The sequence below is a fragment of the Candidatus Merdisoma sp. HCP28S3_D10 genome (assembly GCF_052065835.1).
Taxonomy (GTDB): Bacteria; Bacillota; Clostridia; order Lachnospirales; family Lachnospiraceae; genus Laedolimicola.
On the sequence record NZ_JBQHTG010000003.1, the window covers coordinates 233,603 to 255,281 of the forward strand.

Annotated in this window: 19 protein-coding genes; 13 read left to right on the forward strand and 6 right to left on the reverse strand. The window is 43.7% G+C overall.

The features are described from left to right. Nucleotides 1-211: 211 nt before the first annotated feature. From ACTNCH_RS09430 to ACTNCH_RS09455, 6 genes are all read left to right on the forward strand, one after another. Nucleotides 212-1,102: a Fic family protein gene (locus ACTNCH_RS09430; protein ID WP_441018805.1), complete on the forward strand. Its 891-nt coding sequence runs from the start codon at nt 212-214 to the stop codon at nt 1,100-1,102. Between the two features lie 148 nt (nt 1,103-1,250). After that, entirely contained in the window at nt 1,251-3,584 is a 2,334-nt protein-coding gene (gene hsdR, locus ACTNCH_RS09435; RefSeq protein ID WP_441018807.1) for an EcoAI/FtnUII family type I restriction enzme subunit R, read from the forward strand. A gap of 3 nt (nt 3,585-3,587) precedes the next feature. Further along, entirely contained in the window at nt 3,588-6,137 is a 2,550-nt protein-coding gene (locus ACTNCH_RS09440; protein ID WP_441018809.1) for a DUF4268 domain-containing protein, read from the forward strand. Between the two features lie 13 nt (nt 6,138-6,150). After that, nucleotides 6,151-7,632 (forward strand): type I restriction-modification system subunit M, encoded by a 1,482-nt coding sequence (locus ACTNCH_RS09445; protein ID WP_441018811.1) that lies wholly within the window; start codon nt 6,151-6,153, stop codon nt 7,630-7,632. After that, nucleotides 7,632-9,257: a restriction endonuclease subunit S gene (locus tag ACTNCH_RS09450; RefSeq protein ID WP_441038339.1), complete on the forward strand. Its 1,626-nt coding sequence runs from the start codon at nt 7,632-7,634 to the stop codon at nt 9,255-9,257. The genes ACTNCH_RS09445 and ACTNCH_RS09450 overlap by 1 nt, the downstream gene beginning before the upstream one ends. Nucleotides 9,258-9,276: 19 nt before the next feature. Continuing rightward, nucleotides 9,277-9,798: a restriction endonuclease subunit S gene (locus ACTNCH_RS09455; protein WP_441019514.1), complete on the forward strand. Its 522-nt coding sequence runs from the start codon at nt 9,277-9,279 to the stop codon at nt 9,796-9,798. 44 nt (nt 9,799-9,842) lie between these two features. On the opposite strand, the gene ACTNCH_RS09460 is transcribed toward ACTNCH_RS09455, so the two are convergent. Together ACTNCH_RS09460 and ACTNCH_RS09465 are read right to left on the reverse strand one after the other, a co-directional pair. Then, nucleotides 9,843-10,652: a tyrosine-type recombinase/integrase gene (locus ACTNCH_RS09460; protein ID WP_441019515.1), complete on the reverse strand. Its 810-nt coding sequence runs from the start codon at nt 10,650-10,652 to the stop codon at nt 9,843-9,845. Between the two features lie 41 nt (nt 10,653-10,693). Next, nucleotides 10,694-12,274: a restriction endonuclease subunit S gene (locus tag ACTNCH_RS09465; RefSeq protein ID WP_441038340.1), complete on the reverse strand. Its 1,581-nt coding sequence runs from the start codon at nt 12,272-12,274 to the stop codon at nt 10,694-10,696. A 1,064-nt stretch (nt 12,275-13,338) separates the two neighbouring features. On the opposite strand from ACTNCH_RS09465, the gene ACTNCH_RS09470 reads away from it, so the two are divergent. The 7 genes from ACTNCH_RS09470 (at nt 13,339) to ACTNCH_RS09500 (ending at nt 20,034) form a co-directional block, all read left to right on the forward strand. Next, nucleotides 13,339-13,638, forward strand: a complete 300-nt coding sequence (locus ACTNCH_RS09470) for a DUF3847 domain-containing protein (RefSeq protein ID WP_441019192.1) — start codon at nt 13,339-13,341, stop codon at nt 13,636-13,638. Further along, entirely contained in the window at nt 13,638-15,140 is a 1,503-nt protein-coding gene (gene mobQ, locus ACTNCH_RS09475; RefSeq protein ID WP_441019194.1) for a MobQ family relaxase, read from the forward strand. The genes ACTNCH_RS09470 and mobQ overlap by 1 nt, the downstream gene beginning before the upstream one ends. A gap of 14 nt (nt 15,141-15,154) precedes the next feature. Continuing rightward, nucleotides 15,155-17,017: an AAA family ATPase gene (locus tag ACTNCH_RS09480; RefSeq protein WP_441019196.1), complete on the forward strand. Its 1,863-nt coding sequence runs from the start codon at nt 15,155-15,157 to the stop codon at nt 17,015-17,017. A gap of 97 nt (nt 17,018-17,114) precedes the next feature. After that, complete coding sequence (locus tag ACTNCH_RS09485) at nt 17,115-17,309, forward strand: excisionase (RefSeq protein ID WP_178855309.1); 195 nt, start codon at nt 17,115-17,117, stop codon at nt 17,307-17,309. 91 nt (nt 17,310-17,400) lie between these two features. Continuing rightward, nucleotides 17,401-18,606 carry a tyrosine-type recombinase/integrase gene (locus ACTNCH_RS09490; protein WP_441019198.1) on the forward strand — a complete coding sequence of 402 codons (1,206 nt, stop codon included), beginning with the start codon at nt 17,401-17,403 and terminating at the stop codon, nt 18,604-18,606. Between the two features lie 169 nt (nt 18,607-18,775). Then, nucleotides 18,776-19,246 (forward strand): low molecular weight protein-tyrosine-phosphatase, encoded by a 471-nt coding sequence (locus ACTNCH_RS09495; protein ID WP_441019200.1) that lies wholly within the window; start codon nt 18,776-18,778, stop codon nt 19,244-19,246. Beyond that, the gene (locus ACTNCH_RS09500; protein ID WP_441019202.1) at nt 19,243-20,034 is read left to right on the forward strand and encodes a nitroreductase family protein; all 792 of its coding nucleotides are present in this window, start codon (nt 19,243-19,245) and stop codon (nt 20,032-20,034) included. Before ACTNCH_RS09495 ends, ACTNCH_RS09500 begins: the two co-directional genes overlap by 4 nt. 66 nt (nt 20,035-20,100) lie before the next feature. Here the strand turns inward: ACTNCH_RS09500 and ACTNCH_RS09505 are convergent, their stop codons facing one another. Genes ACTNCH_RS09505 through ACTNCH_RS09520 form a run of 4 tightly spaced genes read right to left on the reverse strand, consistent with a single transcriptional unit; the run spans nt 20,101 to nt 21,473 of the window. Continuing rightward, nucleotides 20,101-20,307 (reverse strand): PspC domain-containing protein, encoded by a 207-nt coding sequence (locus ACTNCH_RS09505; RefSeq protein WP_441019204.1) that lies wholly within the window; start codon nt 20,305-20,307, stop codon nt 20,101-20,103. A 19-nt stretch (nt 20,308-20,326) separates the two neighbouring features. Next, entirely contained in the window at nt 20,327-20,539 is a 213-nt protein-coding gene (locus ACTNCH_RS09510) for a hypothetical protein (RefSeq protein WP_441019206.1), read from the reverse strand. Beyond that, nucleotides 20,536-21,153, reverse strand: coding sequence for a DUF1700 domain-containing protein (locus ACTNCH_RS09515; protein WP_441019208.1), 618 nt, complete (start codon nt 21,151-21,153; stop codon nt 20,536-20,538). Before ACTNCH_RS09515 ends, ACTNCH_RS09510 begins: the two co-directional genes overlap by 4 nt. Further along, nucleotides 21,150-21,473: a PadR family transcriptional regulator gene (locus ACTNCH_RS09520; protein WP_441019210.1), complete on the reverse strand. Its 324-nt coding sequence runs from the start codon at nt 21,471-21,473 to the stop codon at nt 21,150-21,152. The genes ACTNCH_RS09515 and ACTNCH_RS09520 overlap by 4 nt, the downstream gene beginning before the upstream one ends. Nucleotides 21,474-21,679 lie beyond the last annotated feature (206 nt).

The window sequence follows — 21,679 nt, forward strand, 5'->3', positions numbered from 1 at the left end:
TATCACATAGTTATTGATAATAATGTGATTCATATCACGATTTTATATGATTTGGTGTGAAAGCGGGTTAGATGGAATGAAACAAGGTTTCCTGTGACGGCAAAAATAAGTTATTAATTCTGAAAGTAGTTGATATTTTTGCCGATAATGTGATATACTATACAGTAGATTAGTGTAGTTTTTTGATTCGATTTATGACGGAGGATAGCAGATGCGATACTTTTCGGTTGCAGAGATAGCAAAAAAATGGGATGTGTCGGAGCGTAGTGTTAGAAACTATTGTGCCCAAGGACGTGTGAATGGAGCGTTTCTTACCGGCAAGACTTGGAATATTCCCGAAAATGCTGAAAAACCGGAGCGTACCAACAAGAGAAAAGAGGAACCGATCACCCTCTTGGACATTCTGAAAGAGCAGAAGGCAAGCAAATACTCCGGCGGCATTTACCATAAGACACAGATCGATTTGACATACAATTCCAACCACATCGAGGGCAGCCGTCTGACTCACGATCAGACCAGGTATATTTTTGAAACCAATACGATCGGCGTAGAAAATGAAGTCCTCAATGTTGACGATGTGATTGAAACGGCAAATCATTTCCGTTGCATTGATATGATTATTGATCATGCGAAAGCCGCTTTGACAGAGAAGTTTATCAAGGAGCTTCACCTGATGTTAAAGAACGGAACCAGCGATTCCAGAAAAGACTGGTTCGCTGTTGGTGACTACAAGAAACTTCCAAATGAGGTTGGTGGTATGGATACCGCCCTTCCGGAAGAAGTTGCCGATAAGATGAAAGTGTTACTGACAGAATACAATGCCAAGGAAGAAAAGACTTTTGAGGATATTCTGGACTTCCATGTAAAGTTTGAGCGAATCCATCCGTTCCAAGACGGCAACGGTCGTGTGGGCAGATTGATTATGTTCAAGGAATGCCTGAAATATAATATTGTTCCTTTCATTATTGAGGATAATCTGAAGATGTTCTATTACCGAGGATTGAAAGAGTGGAATAACGAAAAAGGCTACCTGACAGACACGTGTTTGACCGCACAGGATAAATATAAAGCATATTTGGACTATTTCAGGATCGCTTATTAAGAAGGAAGATTTCCAAAGTGTCAAAGGCTCATTCCAAAGTGTCAATTTGACACTTTGGGAAATGAGATGTTTTTTTAAATGCAGGTTCCGATAATTTCGGATTATGAGAAGCTTTCATGTATGACGAGCATGGAAGGAGGATATGCAAATGAGTACAATACTACCGAAAAAGGCAATGTCTGAAGAAGATATTAAATTGCAGTACATTACTCCTTCGATTATCTCTAAGTGGGACAGGGGTAAAATCACAATGGAGACACAGATTACGGACGGAAGAATCAACTTGAAGGGTAACTTTGTGTTCCGAGAAAAGCCAAAGCGAGCAGACTATATTCTGTATCTGAACGCAAACAACCCGATTGCCATTATTGAAGCAAAGGACAACAATCACAGTATTTCTCATGGTCTACAGCAGGCCATGACCTATGCTCAGATGCTTGATCTTCCATTTGCCTATAGCTCTAATGGTGACGGGTTTGCGGAACATGATTTCCTTACAGGAAAAGAGCGTCAGTTTGGTCTGGATGAGTTCCCGACAGAAGCTGAACTGGTTGCCCGCTTCAAGCAGGAGTCCAGAATGACACCGGCGCAGGAAGCGTTAATTGAGCAGCCTTATTACAGCAGCCAGAATACATATCCTCCTCGTTACTATCAGCGTATTGCTATTAACAGAACCGTAGATGCCATTGCAAGAGGTCAGAACCGTTTGCTGCTCGTCATGGCTACTGGTACGGGTAAAACCTATACTGCTTTCCAGATCGTTTATCGTATGCTGCAAAGTGGTTTGAGGCGTAAGATTCTTTATCTTGCTGACCGCAATATTCTTGTGGATCAGTCTATTCAGCAGGACTTCGCTCCGCTGGAAAAGGTTATTCATAAAATCAATGTTGCCAAGGATGATAAGAGTACCATTACTTCCCATGAGGTATATTTCTCTCTGTATCAGCAGTTGGTTGGTGACGATGATAAGGAACATTTCAGCGAACTGTTTACACCAGATTTCTTTGACCTTATCATCGTGGATGAGTGTCATCGTGGCTCTGCGAAAGAGGAAAGCCGTTGGCGCAGAATTTTGGAATATTTCAATTCTGCTACTCAGATCGGCATGACCGCAACCCCGAAGGAAACCAAGTATATCTCTAACCTGAGTTACTTTGGCGAACCTATCTATATGTACAGCCTGAAAGAAGGCATTGAAGACGGCTTTCTTGCGCCGTTCAAGGTTATCAATATTATGACCGACATCGGTGATGGCTGGCGTCCTCGAAAGGGTCAAAGAGATATTTACGGCAATGAAATCGAAGACCGTATTTATACCAATAGTGACTACGATTACAACATCATTATCGAAGATCGTATTCAGCAGGTTGCATCTGAAATCACCCGCTATCTGAAAAGCACAGATAGAATGGCGAAAACCATCGTGTTCTGTGCTACAGAAGATGCTGCGGAGCGTATGCGTCAGGCATTGGTCAACCTGAACTCTGATATGGTCAAAGAGAATCCGGACTATGTTGTGCGTATTACCGGCAGCGATGACTATGGCAAAAAGAAACTGGATTACTTCATTTCTGTTTCTGCGCCATATCCGGTTATTGCGACCACATCCAAGTTGTTGTCTACCGGTGCGGACTGTAAGATGACAAAGCTGATTGTTCTGGATGAAATGATTGGCTCTATGACAGAGTTTAAACAAATTATCGGTCGTGGCACCAGACTGCGTGAAAAGGAAGGCAAAACTCATTTTGTGGTTATGGACTTCCGTAATGTCAGCAGACTGTTTGCTGATCCTGATTGGGATGGCCCGATTGTCATTGATCCTGGATTCCCAGGACATAAACCACCACAGCCGGGAGATGATCCTAATCCTCCGGTTCCGCCTACACCTCCTAACCCGCCGACCGTGAAACCTGTTGTTGGTCGTGATGGTTGTAAGGTGGAGATTATCCATAAAACTGTATCCGTGTATGATACCAACGGCAAGCTGCTCCGTCAGGAAAGTATTGTCGATTACACCAAGGAAAATATCCGTGGTGAGTACGCATCTCTGGATAACTTTATTCGCCAGTGGTCGAAGGAAAAAAAGAAAGAGAAAATCAAAGAAATGCTTTTGGAGCGTGGCATTGACCTTGAACTGATGAAAGCAGATCAGAACATGGCTGATGTGGATGACTTCGACTTTATCTGTCATGTGGCATTTGATAAAAAGCCTTTGACCCGTAAAGAGAGAGCCAACAATGTGAAAAAACGTGATTTTCTCAGTAAATACAGCGGTGTTGCCAAAGAGGTGTTGGAAGCACTCCTTGATAAATACATGAACACCGGTATTTATGAAATTGAAAAGACAGAAATTTTGAAACTTGACCCGTTCCTGAAGCTTGGTAAGCCTGCTAAGATTGCCGGTTATTTCGGCGGCAAGGCTGGATATTTACAGGCAGTTAAGGAACTTGAAGAAGCGATTTACGCAGATGAGGCGGTATAAATTATGAAAGGATCTGAAACTAAACTCGTTTCCTATATGCAGGGGTCTGACAAGCGATTTGTCATCCCTGTATATCAGAGAAATTATGATTGGAAAACTGAAAACTGCAAGCAGCTTTATGATGACCTGATTAAGGTTATCCGCCGTGGACGCAAGAGCCATTTCTTCGGTAGCATTGTGTCTGTTCATAACGATGGCGAATTTAACGAATATCTGGTCATTGATGGTCAGCAGCGATTGACTACAATTTCTTTGCTTCTGCTCGCAATGTATAACCTGATGAAAAGTGGTGTGTTAACACCGGAAAAGGGCAATCTTGCAGAGAAGATTTATAAGACATACCTGATTGACGAATGGCAAGACGATGATACCAGAATAAAGTTGAAACCTGTTAAGAATGATAGAAATGCTTTTGGAAAATTGTTTGATGAAGAATCTGAGCATATTCCGGATTCTAATCTCACAATTAACTATAACTACTTTTATTCTCGCATTCAGAAAGAAGAAATCACCCTTGACGAACTTTATGAAGCAGTAACCAAATTGGAAATCATCAATATTACGCTGAATCAAGATGACAATCCGCAGCTGATTTTTGAGAGTTTGAACTCTACGGGTGTTGCTCTGAGCGAGGGTGACAAAATCAGGAACTTCATTCTCATGGGCCTGCCCACAAAACAGCAGAATGATTTTTATGAGAAATACTGGAATAAGATTGAGATTTGTACGGACTATGATGTAAGTATGTTTGTCCGTGATTATCTCAGCGTAAAACAGCAGCTTATCCCTTCTATGAGCAAGGTCTACTTCACATTTAAGGCGTTCGTCGAGGAAAATGGTACAGAAATCGAGCCATTGTTGCAGGAACTGTTGAACTATGCAAAATGGTACGAAATTCTGCTCAAAGGCAACACTGCGGACAAGGAATTAAATTCTTGTATTTACCGCCTGAATCGTTTGGAAACCACCGTTACAAGGCCGTTCTTCCTTGAAGTTTTGCGTTTGCAAGAGGCGGGTAAATTATCCCTTGCTGATGTAAAAGAAATTTTCCTTTACACCGAGAATTACTTGTTCCGTAGAACGATTTGCGATCTTCCTACCAATGCTCTGAATAAGATTTTCTTGATGCTCCATCGAGAAATCATTAGATACGATGGTACGGATAACAGCTATCTTGAAAAATTCAAGTATGCACTTAATTCTAAGTCTGATCGTGGCAGGTTCCCGGATGATGGAGAATTTGTTGAAGCATTTTCTGTTCGTCCTGTTTATCAGATGAACAGTAAAAATAAGATATATATTTTGGAACGTTTTGAAAACTACGGGACCGTGGAAGTTCAGAATGTCTATAAACAGTGTGATGATGGAATCTATTCTATCGAACACATCATGCCACAGCATCTTACCCCTGTATGGGTAAAAGAACTTGGTGAAGACTATGAAGAAATTCACGAAACTTGGCTCCACCGCATGGCAAACCTGACTCTGACTGGATATAACTCCAAATACAGCAATAGTCCATTTGTTGAAAAGCGAGATATGAAAAACGGCTTCATTGACAGCCACCTTTACATGAATAACTGGATCGGACAGCAAGAACATTGGGGACTTGCAGAACTGGAAACACGAAATCAGATGCTGATGCAGCGTGCATTGACAATATGGCCGCTTCCTGCAACGGACTATAGACCTGCAGAAAAACAAATGGATTCCTATTCACTGGATGACGATGTTGAACTGAGCGGTCGTGATATTGTTCGTTTTGGCTACAAGAACACCGAACAGCCGGTTACAAGTTGGATTGACATGATGGAGCAGATTTTGAAGATTCTCCATGCAGAAGATAAATCTGTTCTGTCACGTTTGGCATACTCCAAGGGGGCTTCCAACGATTTGGATGTCTATGTCAGCAACAAACCGCAAGATTTGAGAAATGCCCTACAAATTGACACCGATATTTATGTGGAGAGAAATACCAGTACATCCACGAAGATTTCCATGCTTCGCAAATTCTTCAAAGCTTACGGTGCAAATGAAGAAGATTTGGTTTTCTATCTCAAGGATGCAAATGACGATGGAACCGCACAGGAAGCCGGTACACGTTATGAACTGCGTCGTTGTTATTGGGCATTTGCACTGCCTTATATTCAGCAGGCACATGATGATGGAACTGGTCACGGCTGTTTTTCTGGATGCACTACATCCAAGGAAAACTGGTTGAGCGGTTTCTTCGGTATTGGCGGTTTTAGCCTTGCTTGTGTAGCGAATTACAATAAAGCAAGAGTTGATTTGACACTTGCACATTCCAATAAAGAACGAAATAAGGAAGCCTTTGATTACTTATACAGTCACAAATCTGAGATTGAATCTGTCTTGGGTACTCAGATAGACTGGCTGCGCAGTGATGACACTAAGGGATCTTATATTGTCATTCGTCTGGAAGGTGTAAGTATCGAAAATGAAGCTGACTGGACACAAATGGCAAAGTTCCATGCAGAGTGGAGTAAGAAGTTCTACGATGTATTTGTTCCTTATTTGAAGCAAAAATACTAAGGCGGTATAAACTATGATCAATTTATCAGGATTTGTGAAAAGACTCCGTGATATCATGCGCAATGACGCCGGTATCAATGGCGATGCCCAGCGTATTGAGCAGATTGCATGGATGCTTTTTCTGAAAGTATATGATGCAAAAGAGCAGGATTGGGAATGGGATGACGAGGACTACGTTTCCATTATTCCGGAAGAATGCCGTTGGCAGAATTGGGCTGTTGACGATCATACCGGTACTGCAATGACAGGCGATAAGCTGCTGAACTTTGTGAACAACACCTTGTTCCCAACGCTCAAAAAGCTTCCTGTTGACGTATCTACCCCAATTAAAAAGGCTATCGTGCAGACCACTTTTGCCGATGCCAACCAGTACATGAAAGATGGCGTTCTGCTCCGTCAGGTTATCAATGTTATTGATGATCTTGACCTCGGAGACTATGAGGAAAGCCATGCTTTCGGTGAAATTTATGAGACTATTTTGAAGGAACTGCAAAGCGCCGGTTCTTCCGGTGAGTTTTACACCCCTCGTGCTGTGACCGATTTCATGGCAAAGATGATCAATCCGCAGATTGGCGAACAGGTTGCAGACTTTGCTTGCGGTACTGGCGGTTTCCTTACAAGTTGGCTGAAAGAACTTTCTGCCAAAATCGAAACAACAGAGGATCAGTCTGCTTACGATGCTTCCATTTACGGCATTGAAAAGAAGCAGTTCCCTTATATGCTGTGCATCACAAATATGCTGCTGCATGGCATTGACGTGCCGAAGATCTACCACGACAATTCTTTGCTGAAGGATGTTTTGGACTATACACGGGATGACCAGTTTGATGTTATTCTGATGAATCCTCCTTACGGCGGTAACGAGAAAACAGAAGTGAAGAACCACTTCCCGGCAGACTTGGCAAGCAGCGAGACAGCAGACCTTTTTATGTCTGTTATCATGTACCGTCTGAAAAAGAATGGTCGTGCGGCTGTTATTCTGCCGGATGGCTTCCTGTTCGGCACAGATAATGCCAAGGTTGCTATCAAAAAGAAGCTGTTCTCTGAGTTCAATCTGCATACTGTAATCCGTATGCCGCACAGCGTATTTGCGCCGTACACATCCATCACCACCAACATTCTGTTCTTTGACCATACAAAGCCGACCGAGGAAACTTGGTTCTACCGTCTGGATATGCCGGAGGGTTACAAGAACTTCTCCAAAACAAAGCCAATGGAACTGAAGCACTTTGATCCCGCTATGGATTGGTGGAACAACAGAGAAGAAATCAATGTAGATGGCTTTGACAAGGCGAAGAAATATACCGCAGAAGAAATCGCTGCGAGAAACTATAATATCGACCTTTGTGGTTATCCTCACGAGGAAGAAGAAATTCTGCCGCCGAAGGAACTGATTCAGCAGTATCAGGAAAAACGAGCAAGCCTGAATGCGGACATCGACCGTATCCTGGCTCAGATCACGGAGATATTGGGAATTGATTTGGAGGGAGAATAATGACCGGGAAACAGCTGAAAAACTCAATATTGCAGATGGCTGTTCAGGGCAAGCTTGTTCCGCAAGACCCAAACGATGAGCCGGCTTCTGTATTGCTTGAGAGAATAAGAAAAGAAAAAGAACAGCTCGTCAAAGAAGGCAAAATCAAGAAGGAAAAGAACCCTTCTTACATCTTCCGTGGTGCCGATAATTTGCCTTATGAGAAAGTCGGCAAAAACGAGCCGGTGTGCATTGCAGACGAGGTTCCGTTTGACATTCCGGAAACTTGGGAATGGGCAAGGCTTAAAGATCTTGCTATCAAGGAAATTAAGCGTGGCAAATCTCCAAAGTATGCGGATGATAGCAATGTCTATGTTTTTGCCCAAAAGTGCAATGTAAAACTTGGTAGGATTGATATTTCATTAGCCAAATTCTTGGATATGAAAACATTTGACAAATATCCCGTTGAAGAATATATGACAGATGGAGATATAATCATTAACTCAACCGGTAACGGCACGCTTGGAAGAATTGGAATATTCCATGATAGTGACAGAATAAATGATTTTGTTATTGTTCCAGATTCTCATGTTACAATTATCCGTGCTGGAAACCAGATGATAGAGGACTACTTGTTTTTTGCTTTGAAATATCATCAGCCTTATCTTGAAAAGTTGGGAGAAGGCTCCACAAACCAAACTGAATTACGTCCATCCACTGTGGCTGAATTGTTTATTCCGGTTCCTCCTATTGGAGAGCAGGAACGGATCGTAGCAAAACTTCTTGAGGTTTTGCCAATGGCTGATGTGTATGGCATAAAAGAAAAAGCGCTGCAAGACTATAACAAAGACTTTCCGATTCAACTCAAAAAGTCGATTCTGCAGGAAGCAGTTCAAGGTAAACTTGTTCCGCAAGATCCCGATGATGAACCTGCGTATGTCCTTTTAGAACGCATTCGTGCTGAGAAAGAACAGCTGATTAAAGCAGGTAAGATCAAGCGTGACAAGCACGAATCCGTCATTTTCAGAAGGGATAATTCTCATTATGAAAAGCGTGGTTCCAAAGAGGAAAACATCGATGAAATTATTCCTTTTGAACTACCAGATTCTTGGGAATGGATTAGATTGTCTGCAATACTAACTTCGACAGATGCAGGAAAAAGTCCTCAGTGTGAAAATCGTCCTCGAAATAATGGTGAATGGGGTGTTATCAAAACTACTGCAATTCAGGACGGTTACTTTTTGGCTGAAGAAAATAAAGTCTTGCCTTTGAATTTCAACATACAGGAATCCATGGTGGTGCATCATGGAGATTTGCTGATAACCAGAGCTGGCCCTCGAAATAGAACTGGAGTTATTTGCGTTGTGGACGGAGAGCCTGAATATTTGATTCTATCGGATAAGACTGTTCGATTATCATATTTGCGTGATCTTGTGAATCCGTATTATGTAATGACTGCATTAAGTAGTCCGGCAATGCAATACTTGGTTATTGACGCCATGACAGGAATGGCAGCTTCACAGGTGAATATTTCGCAAGAAAAAATGAAAACTTTTTTGCTACCACTTCCCCCACTAAATGAGCAACAGCGAATTGTTGATGAAGTTGGCAAGATATTTGATCGCATTGATAAGCTGAATTTCTGAATTTTCTCATTATGAGAAGTTGGACGGAATTGAGCGTTGTATCGACGACGAGATACCGTTTGAGATTCCACAGAATTGGGCATGGGCACGTTTCGGAACAGCAATGATTAACCGTGACGCCGAGAGAATACCACTTTCTGTTAATGAACGAGAAAAGTTACAGAAAATCTACGATTATTATGGTGCTTCAGGTGTTATTGATAAAGTTGACCAATATTTATTTTCAAAGCCGTTGTTACTAATAGGCGAAGATGGAGCTAATCTACTTACACGTAGCAAACCAATCGCATTTATTGCGAGGGGGCAGTATTGGGTTAACAATCATGCTCATGTTCTTGACTCATCAGTTGGATTGTTATTGGAGTATGTGGCTGCGTATATCAACGCAATTAACCTCGCACCATATGTAACAGGAACTGCTCAACCCAAGATGAATCAAGAGAAGATGAATTCTATTCTTATTCCCATTCCACCAACTGGTGAACAGATACGCATCGTTCAGAAGATTGACGAGATCTTTCCTGTGATTGCAAATATGTGAAACAAGGCATACACTTCATAAATGCGAAGTGTATGCCTTTTCTTTTACCAATCTACGATTGTATCAACGATTTCTCGCTGCTCTGTAGCTGTTTTCCTAAGGTAAATACGGGTGGTTTCGATGCTTTCATGCCCCATGAGATCGGCAAGGAACGCTATGTCATTGCAGCGTTCCAAGAAGCTTTTGGCAAACCTATGGCGAAACGAATGCGGATACACAACCGCAGGATTGATGCCGTACTTCACTGCCAGTTTTTTCAGCTGTCCCGAAATACCACGAGTGGTAATTCGTTCCCCATATTTGTTCAAAAAAAGGAAGCCGCTCTCCTGGTGCTTTTCAGCCAACCAGGAAAGGGCTTCCTTTTGCAATTCTTTCGGAATGTAAATTCTGCGTAGCTTTCCGCCTTTGGAATAAAGGTCGAGGTGACCAAGCTTAACATGTTCAACCTTGATCTGGATCAACTCGCTTACTCTGGCTCCGGTTGCAGCCAGAAAACGGATTACAAAATACCAAAACATTTCATCGTCATTCTTGAGACATGACTTGAAATATTCGTAATCCGCTTCGCTGATCACATTTTCCAGAAAAGCTTTCTGCTGCACTCGGACAAAGGGGAGTTTCCACTTCTCTTTACCGATACATTCCAAGTAGCAGTTGATGGCTCGTAATCGGAGATTAACCGTCTTGGGCTTATAATTCTCGATCAGCCATACTTTGTACTCACGCAACTTTTTCTGGGTGACATCATCGTACTGTTCTCCGTACTGCTTTATAGCAAACAGATACGATGAAATCGTGTTTTCTGAGAGGTTTGTACCCCTCAAGTGTCTTTCAAATTTTTCTTTTTCTATCATGGCGAAAGACCTCCTTTCGCCAGATATTATACAATTTTGCGTTAAATCAGCGCAATCTTATCAAACAATTCCTGCTGTTTTTCAACGATGCGGTGTTGTTCTGATAACGGCGGTAATGGTATCAGCATATTTTTTAATTTGATTATTGTTAGAGCATTGTAGGCTGTTCCTGAAATTGTAGACTGTGCCTGTTCAGTAAATAGTGGGCTATTTATAAATAGCTGGATGTATTGTGACGATAACTGGTTATAAGCACGTATCTGGGTTATATTTCCATCCTTGTAATAGAATTCTCTACCATCACAAATCCATGAGTTTCCGATAGTACCTACCGAAGTGATAAGAATATCGCCTGACTGCGGCACCCCATAATCCCTTTTCAACTGTTCATAATGTTCTCTTGCTATGAATAGTTGCGTATGAATTTCTTCACCTCGATACAAGTCACCGATTTCCTTAGATCTGAAGAACGGAATCCCTTCATCTACATAATCCTTTTCAAAAACTCGTTTGCTGGATTGGACTGTAGTTATGCTACCCAGTTTGCACCATTCCCAGCTGTCCGGAATTACAAAAGGTATCTCATCGTCGATACAACGCTCGATTCCGTCCAACTTCTCATAATGAGAATTATCCCTTCTGAAAATAACGGATTCGTGCTTGTCACGCTTGATTTTGCCTGCTTTAATCAGCTGCTCTTTTTCTGCCCGAATACGTTCCAGAAGCACAGAAGCAGGTTCATCGGTAGGATCTTGTGGAACAAGTTTGCCTTGAACTGCCCATTGGAGAATTGACTTTTTTAACGCATCGGGGAAAGTGTTCTGTAATACATTCAACGAATTTTCTTTGCCAGTATATTCTGTTAGCTTTACTTCTGCTTCAAGAATCTTTTCAACGATACGCTGTTGCTCAGATAGCGGAGGAATCGGAATTAAAATTGTTCCTAATTTATCTCCAGAAATATGAACGATAATATCTCCGGTAGCAAGACTAACTTTTCGTTCAACCACATACGGCGATGCCATGAGATATGTGAGGTAAAGAGGGTTCATCCCATGAGCTGTCCAGTAAGCAAGATCTCCACCTGCAGCAATTTCATCATTGCCGAGATATGCTACTGCTTTTGCTATATCTGGTTTGTTTTCTCCAGTGAGAGTCATAAGAATATCTCCGAAAGAAAAATGCTTGCAGCGATCAAACAATTCTTCTGGAACAAATGAAACAGCCTGTGTGAAGGACGTATGATATGTTGTGTATAACTCTCCGTAGCGAACACAGGGCTTTCCGCTTTCGATTGTTTCGGTTCTTTTTATACCGCTCCCTCGGACGATGCTCCCAAGGGAACTAACTCTCGTCCATTCCCAAGTTTCCGGAATGTCAAACGGAACCTCGTCTGCAATGCACACCGGCTCGTTTTTGCCGACTTTCTCATAAGGCAAATTATCGGCAGAAATCCGCCTTGTGACGGTGGCTATCCACCGCATGAGGTCATAAACTCTAAATTCTTCAAATGATAAAATTGTGTCAACAGAAGAAAACCCTGAATAAAATTCAAGGAAAATCCATTGGTTGATTAAGTGTTCTTTTATATTCGACCATAGGATAATAATTTCAGTAATCAAATTTAAAAGCCGAAACCTTTAGTATTTGGCAGAGTGACCTTGCCAGTTTAGAAGGGTTATTGACACTTTTGAGCTGTGATATTTATTACAAATTTACCGTACCACGGTGGGTAATATACAGTATCACTCACTGTTCTGACCAGTTGGAACAAGATAAAATATGTTTGAAAGTACAGTTATCTCTTGGTCACATATTGTGCCTGATGGTAGGTCGCACAGAACAAAGTGCAGCATTACAATTTGTTGTAGAGGTATCAATACCATTGACAGCCCCATTCAATGACGGGCAGTAAAAATAGCTTAGGAAGTATTGTAGAATTGCCGTAACGAACCCAATGGGTTGTCAAGCGTAAGGTCGAAGTTGATAGAATTAAAGAAAGCTCTACCTCTCAGGCAATAAAACTTGCAGATTGGTTCAGCTACAATAATTACAGAGTTACTGCAGGAATATCAGCCGGATTTGCAGTAATGCTCAGTGAGATCAAAAGCGGAAATGCGGTAAGATTTAGGTATTCGAACGAGATTAACACAAATAGTGATAGTCATCGGGTTTTTCTTTCGCCATCGGTCCATAAACAATCTGAGCAGGAACTATTATTCTTATTACTGAAAAAGAAAATCCGCCCAATTAGGGCGGGTAACCCGTACTGTTAGTCCATAAAAAAGCAAAGCGATTAATGCTAAGATAATGTCACAACCACTTCTTAGAGAAATGGATTGTGCATTCTCTTTGATCATAAAAACCAACAGAAGGAGCGGATTAAATTAGAACTGACATGAAATGTCCTGTTTCTGACACGCTGTACCCTAAGAATTTGGTGACAGAAGAATTAAGCTAATATTGAGAACAAGAAAATTCCCTTAGGAACTAAGGGCGCACTTCTATACCGGTTATTCCATTACGGTATGTGCGTTTTCCGAAGGTAGATGCTCCTGTGTCTGAACACATTCACATATTGCGGAATTATATTCCGGTCAAGAGTAAACTCTTGCGGCTGACGCCTATCTCTTTTTACATACCTTGCTTTTGCAAGGATGAATAAAAGACAAGGAGCAAAAGAAAAATGGAAAACAAAGATAAAACTCTGGAGCAGCTGGAATCTGCCCGTTTGAAGGTGCAGCAGTATGAACACAAGATTCAGCTTTTGGAAAATCGCAAGACGCATTTGGAGAAGAAAGCTGACCGTCAGCGCACCCATCATCTTTGCAACATGGGCGGTGCCATCCAAAGTATTTCCAAGGAAGTTGATTCCCTGACAAGAGTAGAGTTCTACTCTCTGATGGAACAGGTCTTTGCATTGCCTGCGGTGCAGGAACTGGTTGCTGCGACTATGGAGAACCACGAGATGGGAGGTGAAAGCTGATGGCACTGTATCACTTCCATGTGGAGCAGATCAAGCGAAGCGAGGGGCGAACTGCTGTTGCCAGTGCTGCCTATCGTGCCGGTGAAAAGCTGCATAACCTCTGGGATGGTGAAATTCACGATTACACCAAAAAGGGCGGTATCATTCTGACAGAAATCATTCTGCCGGAACACGCACCGCAAAGATTTTCTGACAGATCAACGCTATGGAATGAAGTGGAGCAGGTAGAAAAACATTATAAAGCACAGCTTGCATACAGCTTTGATATGGCTCTGCAAAATGAGTTTTCCTTAGAGGAGAATATCGAACTGGCAAAAGAATTTGTTCAGAAATACTTTGTCTCTGATGGCATGATTTGCGATCTTGCGGTACATCAGCCCGACCGAGAAGAAGGCGGCATTCCCAATCCACACTTTCATGTGCTGGTTCCAATTCGTCCGCTGAATGATGATGGAACATGGGGAGCTAAACAGCACCGAGTTTATCATCTGGACGAGAACGGTAACCGGATCAAAGATGAAAACGGGAAATGGGTATTTGATGCTGTTCCAACCACAAATTGGGGCAGACCGGAAACATTGGATCTATGGCGTGAAGCCTGGGCAAATATGGTCAATGCCAGATTTGAAGAAAAAGGGCTGGAATGTCGTATCGACCAACGTTCCTATGTAGATCAGGGATTGGATTTTATTCCTACCGTCCATGAGGGCCCCCATGTTCGAAAAATGGAGAAGAAAGGCATTCGTACCGAAAAGGGTGAATTGAACCGCTGGATCAAAGCCACAAATCGTATAATTCGCAGTATGAGAGCTACCATTTCTGCGCTGAAAGAGTGGATTCAGGAAACAAAAGAAATTCTGAAAGAACCGCAGGAAGTCTATCTGGCCCAGCTGCTAAGTGAAGCGCATACCATGCGTAATCAGACAGCTATGACCTATGCCAAAGGGAAAACCAAGGCCAAGAATAATAACCTGAAGCGTTTTATGGACGAGTGCAATTACCTGAAACAGCGAGGAGTGCTGACACTCAGCGATTTTGAAAATCACCTTTCCTCTGTTGACGAAAAAGTGGAAGATAGAAAATCCTCCATGCATCAGAAACAGACTCGCTTGAAAGAGCTTCAGCAGCTGATGGAGGATACGAAGACCTATACCGAATTGAAGCCGGTCTTTGATGAACTGAAAAAGGAAAAATACCGTTTTACTAAAGCCAAAGAAAAATACAAGGCAGAACATGAAGGAGAGCTTCGCCGGTTCTACATGGTAAAACGTAAACTGAAAGAGAAAGGTTTTGAAAAAGAACCTTTTCCTCTGAAAGCATGGCAGGAAGAATATTCCGAACTGTCGGCACAGCGAGAAGCCGAATATCAGGAATACAAACTCATGCAGAAGGATTTGATGATTCTGTATCAGATCAAGGGCGATATAGATAAAGTGATGCGTGAAATCCATCCTGAAATGCTGCGTCCCGATAAAACCAAAGAAACAGAAACCACATTGTAATCAGGAGGTGGAACATGGTTTATACGCAAGAACAGATTGACCGTGCCAATCAGGTCAATTTGGAACAATTTTTGCGCTCGCAAGGTGAGCAGATAGTTAAAAGCGGAAATGAGTACAGATGGAAAAGGCATGACAGCCTTACCATTAAGGGAAACAAATGGTTCCGCCATAGCCAGAGCAAAGGTGGCTATCCGGTTGAATTTGTAATGGAATTCTTCGCTAAATCCTTCCCGGAAGCGGTGTTTCTGTTGATTGGAGAAGAACCGACAAACAATAGCACAGTAGCTGCACCTTCAGCAGATTTCAAACTCCCGCCGAGAAACAGATATGCCGAGAAAATGACTTCATATCTCAGCCAGAGAAAAATTCCGGACGAACTGATTCAGGAGTTCTATAAGGAAGGTTTGATTTATGAGGATGTAAATCGCCATAATATCGTATTTGTAGGAAAAGATGAAGCAGGGATCCCACGGTACGCCCATTGCAAAGGAACTGCAGATGCCTTTCGTATGGATGTGCTTGGTTCGGACAAGTCCCACAATTTCGCTTACCGCAGTGATGGGAAAAGCTTGTTCGTATTTGAAGCCCCGATTGATCTGATGTCCTTCATCGCTCTGTATCCGAAGGAGTGGAAAACACGCAATTACCTGTCGTTGGGTGGTGTGGGAGCGAAAGCGTTGGATGGTTTTCTTTCTGAACGCAAGGATATAGAAACCATTTATATCTGCACCGATTCTGACAAAGCCGGTAATGATGCAACAAGCCGCTTGTTAAAGAGTATTCCCGAACACATGACAGTTATTCGCCTGATTCCCTGCGATAAAGACTGGAACGAAGTTTTGATGCACAAGGATGAGCTTACTCACAGCAAATATATTTATAAAACAGTTACGTTGCGGGAGAAGCCGGAAAAGAAAGCGGTTCCCATGATTCGTATGAGCGAGGTTCAGCAGACCGAGGTAGACTGGCTCTGGTATCCCTATATTCCTTTTGGGAAGCTGACCATCATTCAGGGAAACCCCGGTGAGGGTAAAACTTTCTTTGCTATGCAGCTTGCAGCGGCTTGTACTAACCGAAAGTTTCTGCCGCAGATGGACCCCTTTGAACCGTTCAATATGATTTTTCAGACTGCCGAGGACGGCCTGGGAGATACCGTAAAGCCAAGGCTGCTTTCTGCCGAAGCGAATTTGGAACGAGTGCTTGTGATTGACGATGCAGATAATCCGCTGACTTTGGCTGATGAACGCATCGAAAATGCGATCAGAGAAAACAATGCAAGGTTGGTTATTATCGACCCGCTGCAGGCATTCCTTGGAGCCAATGTAGATATGAACCGAGCTAATGAGGTTCGCCCTATCTTCCGCAGGCTTGCAGAGGTGGCACAGTCTACCAACTGCGCCATTGTAATGATTGGGCATCTGAACAAGGCATCCGGCAGCCAAAGCACTTACCGTGGTCTTGGTTCTATCGATATCACTGCTGTTGTGAGAAGTCTGCTGTTTATTGGCAAGGTGAGGTCAGACCCGACCACACGAGTGATTGTCCACGAGAAAAGCTCCCTGGCACCGCCAGGACAGTCTCTGGCCTTCTCTTTGGGTGACGAAAAGGGGTTCCGTTGGATTGGTGCCTATGACATCAGCGCAGAAGATCTGCTTGCCGGTGGCGAGGGCAGTAAAACGGAACTGAAGCAGGAACAGGCAGTGAAGCTGATTGAGGAGTTTTTGTCTGAGGGCAGAAAAGTCTCAATCGCTGAGATAAACAAAGAAGCAACAGAACGAGGAATTTCTGAGCGCACAGTACGTCTGGCAAGAAATTCTATGGGAGATAAAATAGCAAGTGAGCGACAGGGAAAAGACTGGTGGATCTGGTTCAAGTAATGAACCGTGAGCTGGCAAATCCCGTGAAGTGGCAAAAGTTTTATAGATACCGAAGCCTGCCACTTTGCCAGTTGGATACAACGATTGGAGGTATTGCATGAAAGAAGTTCCTATCTGGGAAAAGGCAAATCTAACTTTAGAAGAAGCGGCAGCGTACTCCGGCATTGGAACCGGAAAGCTGCGTGAAATTACCAACGACAAGAACTGCAATTTTGTTCTCTGGGTTGGAAATAAACGCCTGATTAAGAAACGCTTATTTGATAAATTCATCGAGCAGGTATTTTCAATCTAATATCTGTAGATTCATCATAGAAAAAGAGACCTCGATGTGCTACAATATGGATGTCACATCGAGACTCCTTTTGAACGAAAGGAGATCGAAATTGAGTGAAAAAAGAAAAGATAACAAAGGGCGTGTCCTGAAGACAGGAGAAAGCCAGAGAAAGGATGGGATCTATCAGTACAGGTACACTGATTTTCGTGGCAAGAGACAGACAGTATACGCATCCACTTTGCAGGAGCTTCGTCAGAAGGAAAAGGAAATTCAGAAACAGATTGACGATGGTATTGACTATGAAGCAGGACAGATTACGGTCATTGAGCTGTTGGAGAAATACATCAGCTTGAAAAAAGGCGTGCGCTACAACACGCAGGTCGGTTATCATTTTGTTTTGAATCTGGTCAAGAAAGAGGATTTTGGCTATCGCAAAATCAGCACCGTCAAGGTATCCGATGCCAAACAATGGTTTGCAAAGCTGCAAAAGGACGGCAGAGGTTACAGTACCATTACCAGTGTACGAGGTGTGGTGAAGCCCGCCTTCCAGATGGCTTGCGATGAGGATGCTGTCAGGAAGAATCCATTCATCTTCAAACTGACAGATGTTGTGGTGAACGATACGGTGCCGAGAGCTGCGCTTACCGAAGAGCAGTTGGCGATCTGGATGAAGTTCATTGAGGGAGATAATACTTACCACAAATACTATGATGAGTTTGTGGTGCTTCTGGAAACCGGCATGAGAGTCAGCGAGTTCTGCGGTCTGACCCGAAAGGATCTGGACTTCAAGAATCGGAGAATCCGTGTGGATCATCAGTTGGTTCGTGAGCGTGGTGGTAAATACTACGTTGAGGAAACCAAGACCAGCAGTGGTTGTCGTTTTCTGCCGATGACCGATGCGATTTATGACTCTTTGAAAAAGATGTTGGAACGCCGTCCGAAGGTCAAGACAGAGCCTATGGTAGATGGCTACAGCGGATTTATCATGTTGGACAAGAATGGCAATCCCAAGGTCGCACTTCACATCGAGAACGAGATGCGCTGGGCTATGAAGAAGTACAAGAAACTTCATCCCGACAGCCCTCTGCCGCACATTACCCCTCATGTGTTCCGGCACACCTTCTGCACGAACTATGCAAACAATGGTATGGACATTAAGAACCTTCAGTACCTGATGGGTCACTCCGATGCTGGCGTGACACTCAATGTTTACACCCATGCAAGCTACGCACACGCTGCGGAGCAGATGGCGAAAATTTCACAGTTTCGCCAGTCCCCTGAAATGAAAAAAGACAGGGATTTTGCTGTTGGATAAGCAGCAAATATGGCGGTAGTATCTTAAGCTTACTACACCATTTACTACACCACCAAGTGGTGTAGTTACATAGATTTATAGAGACTTATGAAAGATTGAAGAAAAACCGAAAGTCCGAAAAGCCCAGTAAAATCAAGGGTTTGAAGACTTCTGGAGGAATATAGAGATTATGATAAAAGTGCTTTTCATCTGCCACGGCAACATCTGCCGCAGCACCATGGCTCAATACGTCATGCAGGATCTGGTCAACCGCCGAGGCCTTGCAGACCATTTCTACATCAATTCTGCCGCCACAAGTATGGAAGAAATTGGAAATCCTGTACACCGGGGAACCAGAGCGAAACTGAAAGAAGTGGGGATTCCCTGCGGGGAGCATCGGGCAGTACAAATGCAGCGTTCGGATTATGATAAATATGATTATATTATCGGCATGGATAACTGGAATCGCCGGAATATGATGCGGATATTGGGAAAGGATCCGGAAGGGAAGGTATCCCTGCTTCTGGACTATACGGATCATCCGCGGGACATTGCGGATCCCTGGTATACCGGTAATTTTGACGCGACCTATGAGGATGTGAAGGAAGGCTGTGAAGCCTTGCTGGAACACATTCTGGAGCTGAAAGGAGAAGGATTATGATAGAGATAAAGAAAGAGCTGTGTATGGGCTGTGGAATCTGTGTCAAAGACTGTATAGCCCATAATCTTGTACTGAAGGATGGCAAGGCAGAGCCCAAGAGGGATTGCTTCCTTTGCGGACACTGTGTGGCGATCTGCCCGAAAGCCGCTGTGTCAATACCGGAATATGATATGTCTGATGTGGAAGAGTACGAGAAGGAACAGGTTACCTTGAACCCGGACAAACTGCTTCACGCCATCAAATTCCGTCGGAGTATCCGGGACTATCAGGAGCGCAAAATTGAGCCGGAGAAGATCAAACAACTGATTCAGGCAGGCCGCTATACCGCGACAGCCAAAAACAACCAGGGCTGCCATTTTATTCTGGTGCAGCAGGAGCTGGCCACCTTGAAAGAATTGGTCTGGAATCACATCGATACCCTGACGGGCGTTCCGGCAGCAGAGCTTGCAAAGGAACTCATTCCCTTTGCAAGTTTCAATCGTCATCGAAAAGCAGATCCGGCTGACGATTTCCTGTTCCGCAATGCGCCGGCAGTCCTTTATATTACCTCCGATTGGGGTCTGGATGCAGGTCTGGCTGCCCAGAATATAGAATTGATGGCAGTCGCGGAAGGCCTGGGAGCGCTCTATAATGGCTATCTGCAGCGCATTTCCGATAAAAATGACAGATTGAAGGAATGGCTGGGGATAAAGGGAGAGACCATTAAGGCCTGTATGCTTCTCGGGTATCCGAAAGTCCGTTACGTTCGGACGGCGCCTCGTAGAGAAGCGAAAGTAACGCTTCGTTAATGGGAAAATGATTCTGTTCCGGAAAAAAGGCCCGGCTGTTGCAGCGGGCCTTTTTAGCTTCTGAATTTAAATGACGTTGGAACCGTTATTTTCCGGAATAATCACTGCAGCGATGATATAGATGAGCAGTCCTGTTCCACAGCTTCCCATGGAAAGCAGTACCCATAAAAGACGGATCAGTGTCGGATCGATATTAAAATATTCACCGATACCGCCGCATACGCCGCAAATCATCCGGTTGCTCAAAGAGCGGTATAATTTTTTCTGTCCCATAATCAAAACCTCCTGTATTCTATAAAATGATGTCGGGGTCAAAAGCCCAATCCCACGTATCCTCATGGTGCTCGTCAAAATGTTCATACTTCTGATGCAGCTCATATACGGGCGTCTGTCTCATAAGCTGGTTTGGGCTGGCGCCCAGAAGCAGGCCAGTTCCGAGTCCCAGAATGCCTAGGACAGCCAGCACAGCGGCCAGAATCAGACAGATTTTTGTAAATTGCTTCATTGGATAACACCTGCCTTTCGAAAGGGAAGCCGGATCAGATTTACAATGCCCTGTACCACCACCGGAACTACCTTCAGGGCAATCCACAGAAGGGCCAGGGAAAGCAGAATCCCGAGAGCCGTCAGAAGGCAGCCTGCGCCTGCTGTGGCAATGCCCAGAGCGGGAACTGTAAAGAGCTGAACCAGGCCGACGCCGATGACAAAAATCCCGGCGATAAAAATCACAATTCCGGAAACCAGGATAGCGGCAACCGTGGCAATTACGGCTATGACGACAGAGAGAAGGACAGCCAGAACGCCGACGCCCACCGGAATCACGAAGGGAGCAAGCAGGATACACAGCAGGATAATGGCCAACAGCTTCCAGAGATTCCGTTCCTTCTTTTCGGACGGCAGATTGGAAGGACGTGGAGCGGAATCATCGCCGGATAAGCCGGCCTTGATTTTCCATGCTACCTGCTCAGGGCTTCCAAGCTCCGCGAGAATCCGGGCTTCCTGTTCCGGACCGGCGTCGTCAAAATAATCGTTATAATATTGAAGGGCCTCCTCCCGTTCCTCAGGGGAAATATCCGAGAGAAGCGCGTCAAGCTTTTTCATAAATTCGGCTCTGTTCATCGTTCTTCACTCCCTGCAAATAGATTTGAAATTCTGGCAGAATAAATCGCCCACTCATTTCGGTACAGATTCAATTGCGCGGTTCCTGCTTCTGTAATCCGGTAATAGCGGCGGTTTCGTCCGCCGAATTCCATGTCGTAGGTCTCCAGGCAGCCATCTTTCTGAAGGCGGCGGAGTACCGGATACAGAGTGGATTCGGAAATATCAATGGCTCTCCGGACGTCTTGTGTGATTTTATATCCGTAGGTTCCCTGATGTTCCTGGGATACGACCGCCAGCACAATTGCATCCAGGAGCGCGGCTCCCGTGCTAAATACCATGTCCTCTACTCCTTATGATATACGCTCTGTTTTTTATATTATACGTCGTATAGTATTACTGGATGCCTATACTATATATCATATAATATCATGCTGTCAATAGGGTTCATAAAAACTTAATAATTATCAGAAAGGGTTTATTTGACAGTCTCTGGCCCCGCATTTTATAATAATAATAAAATAGAACAGCGAGAAGGAGCGGGAAC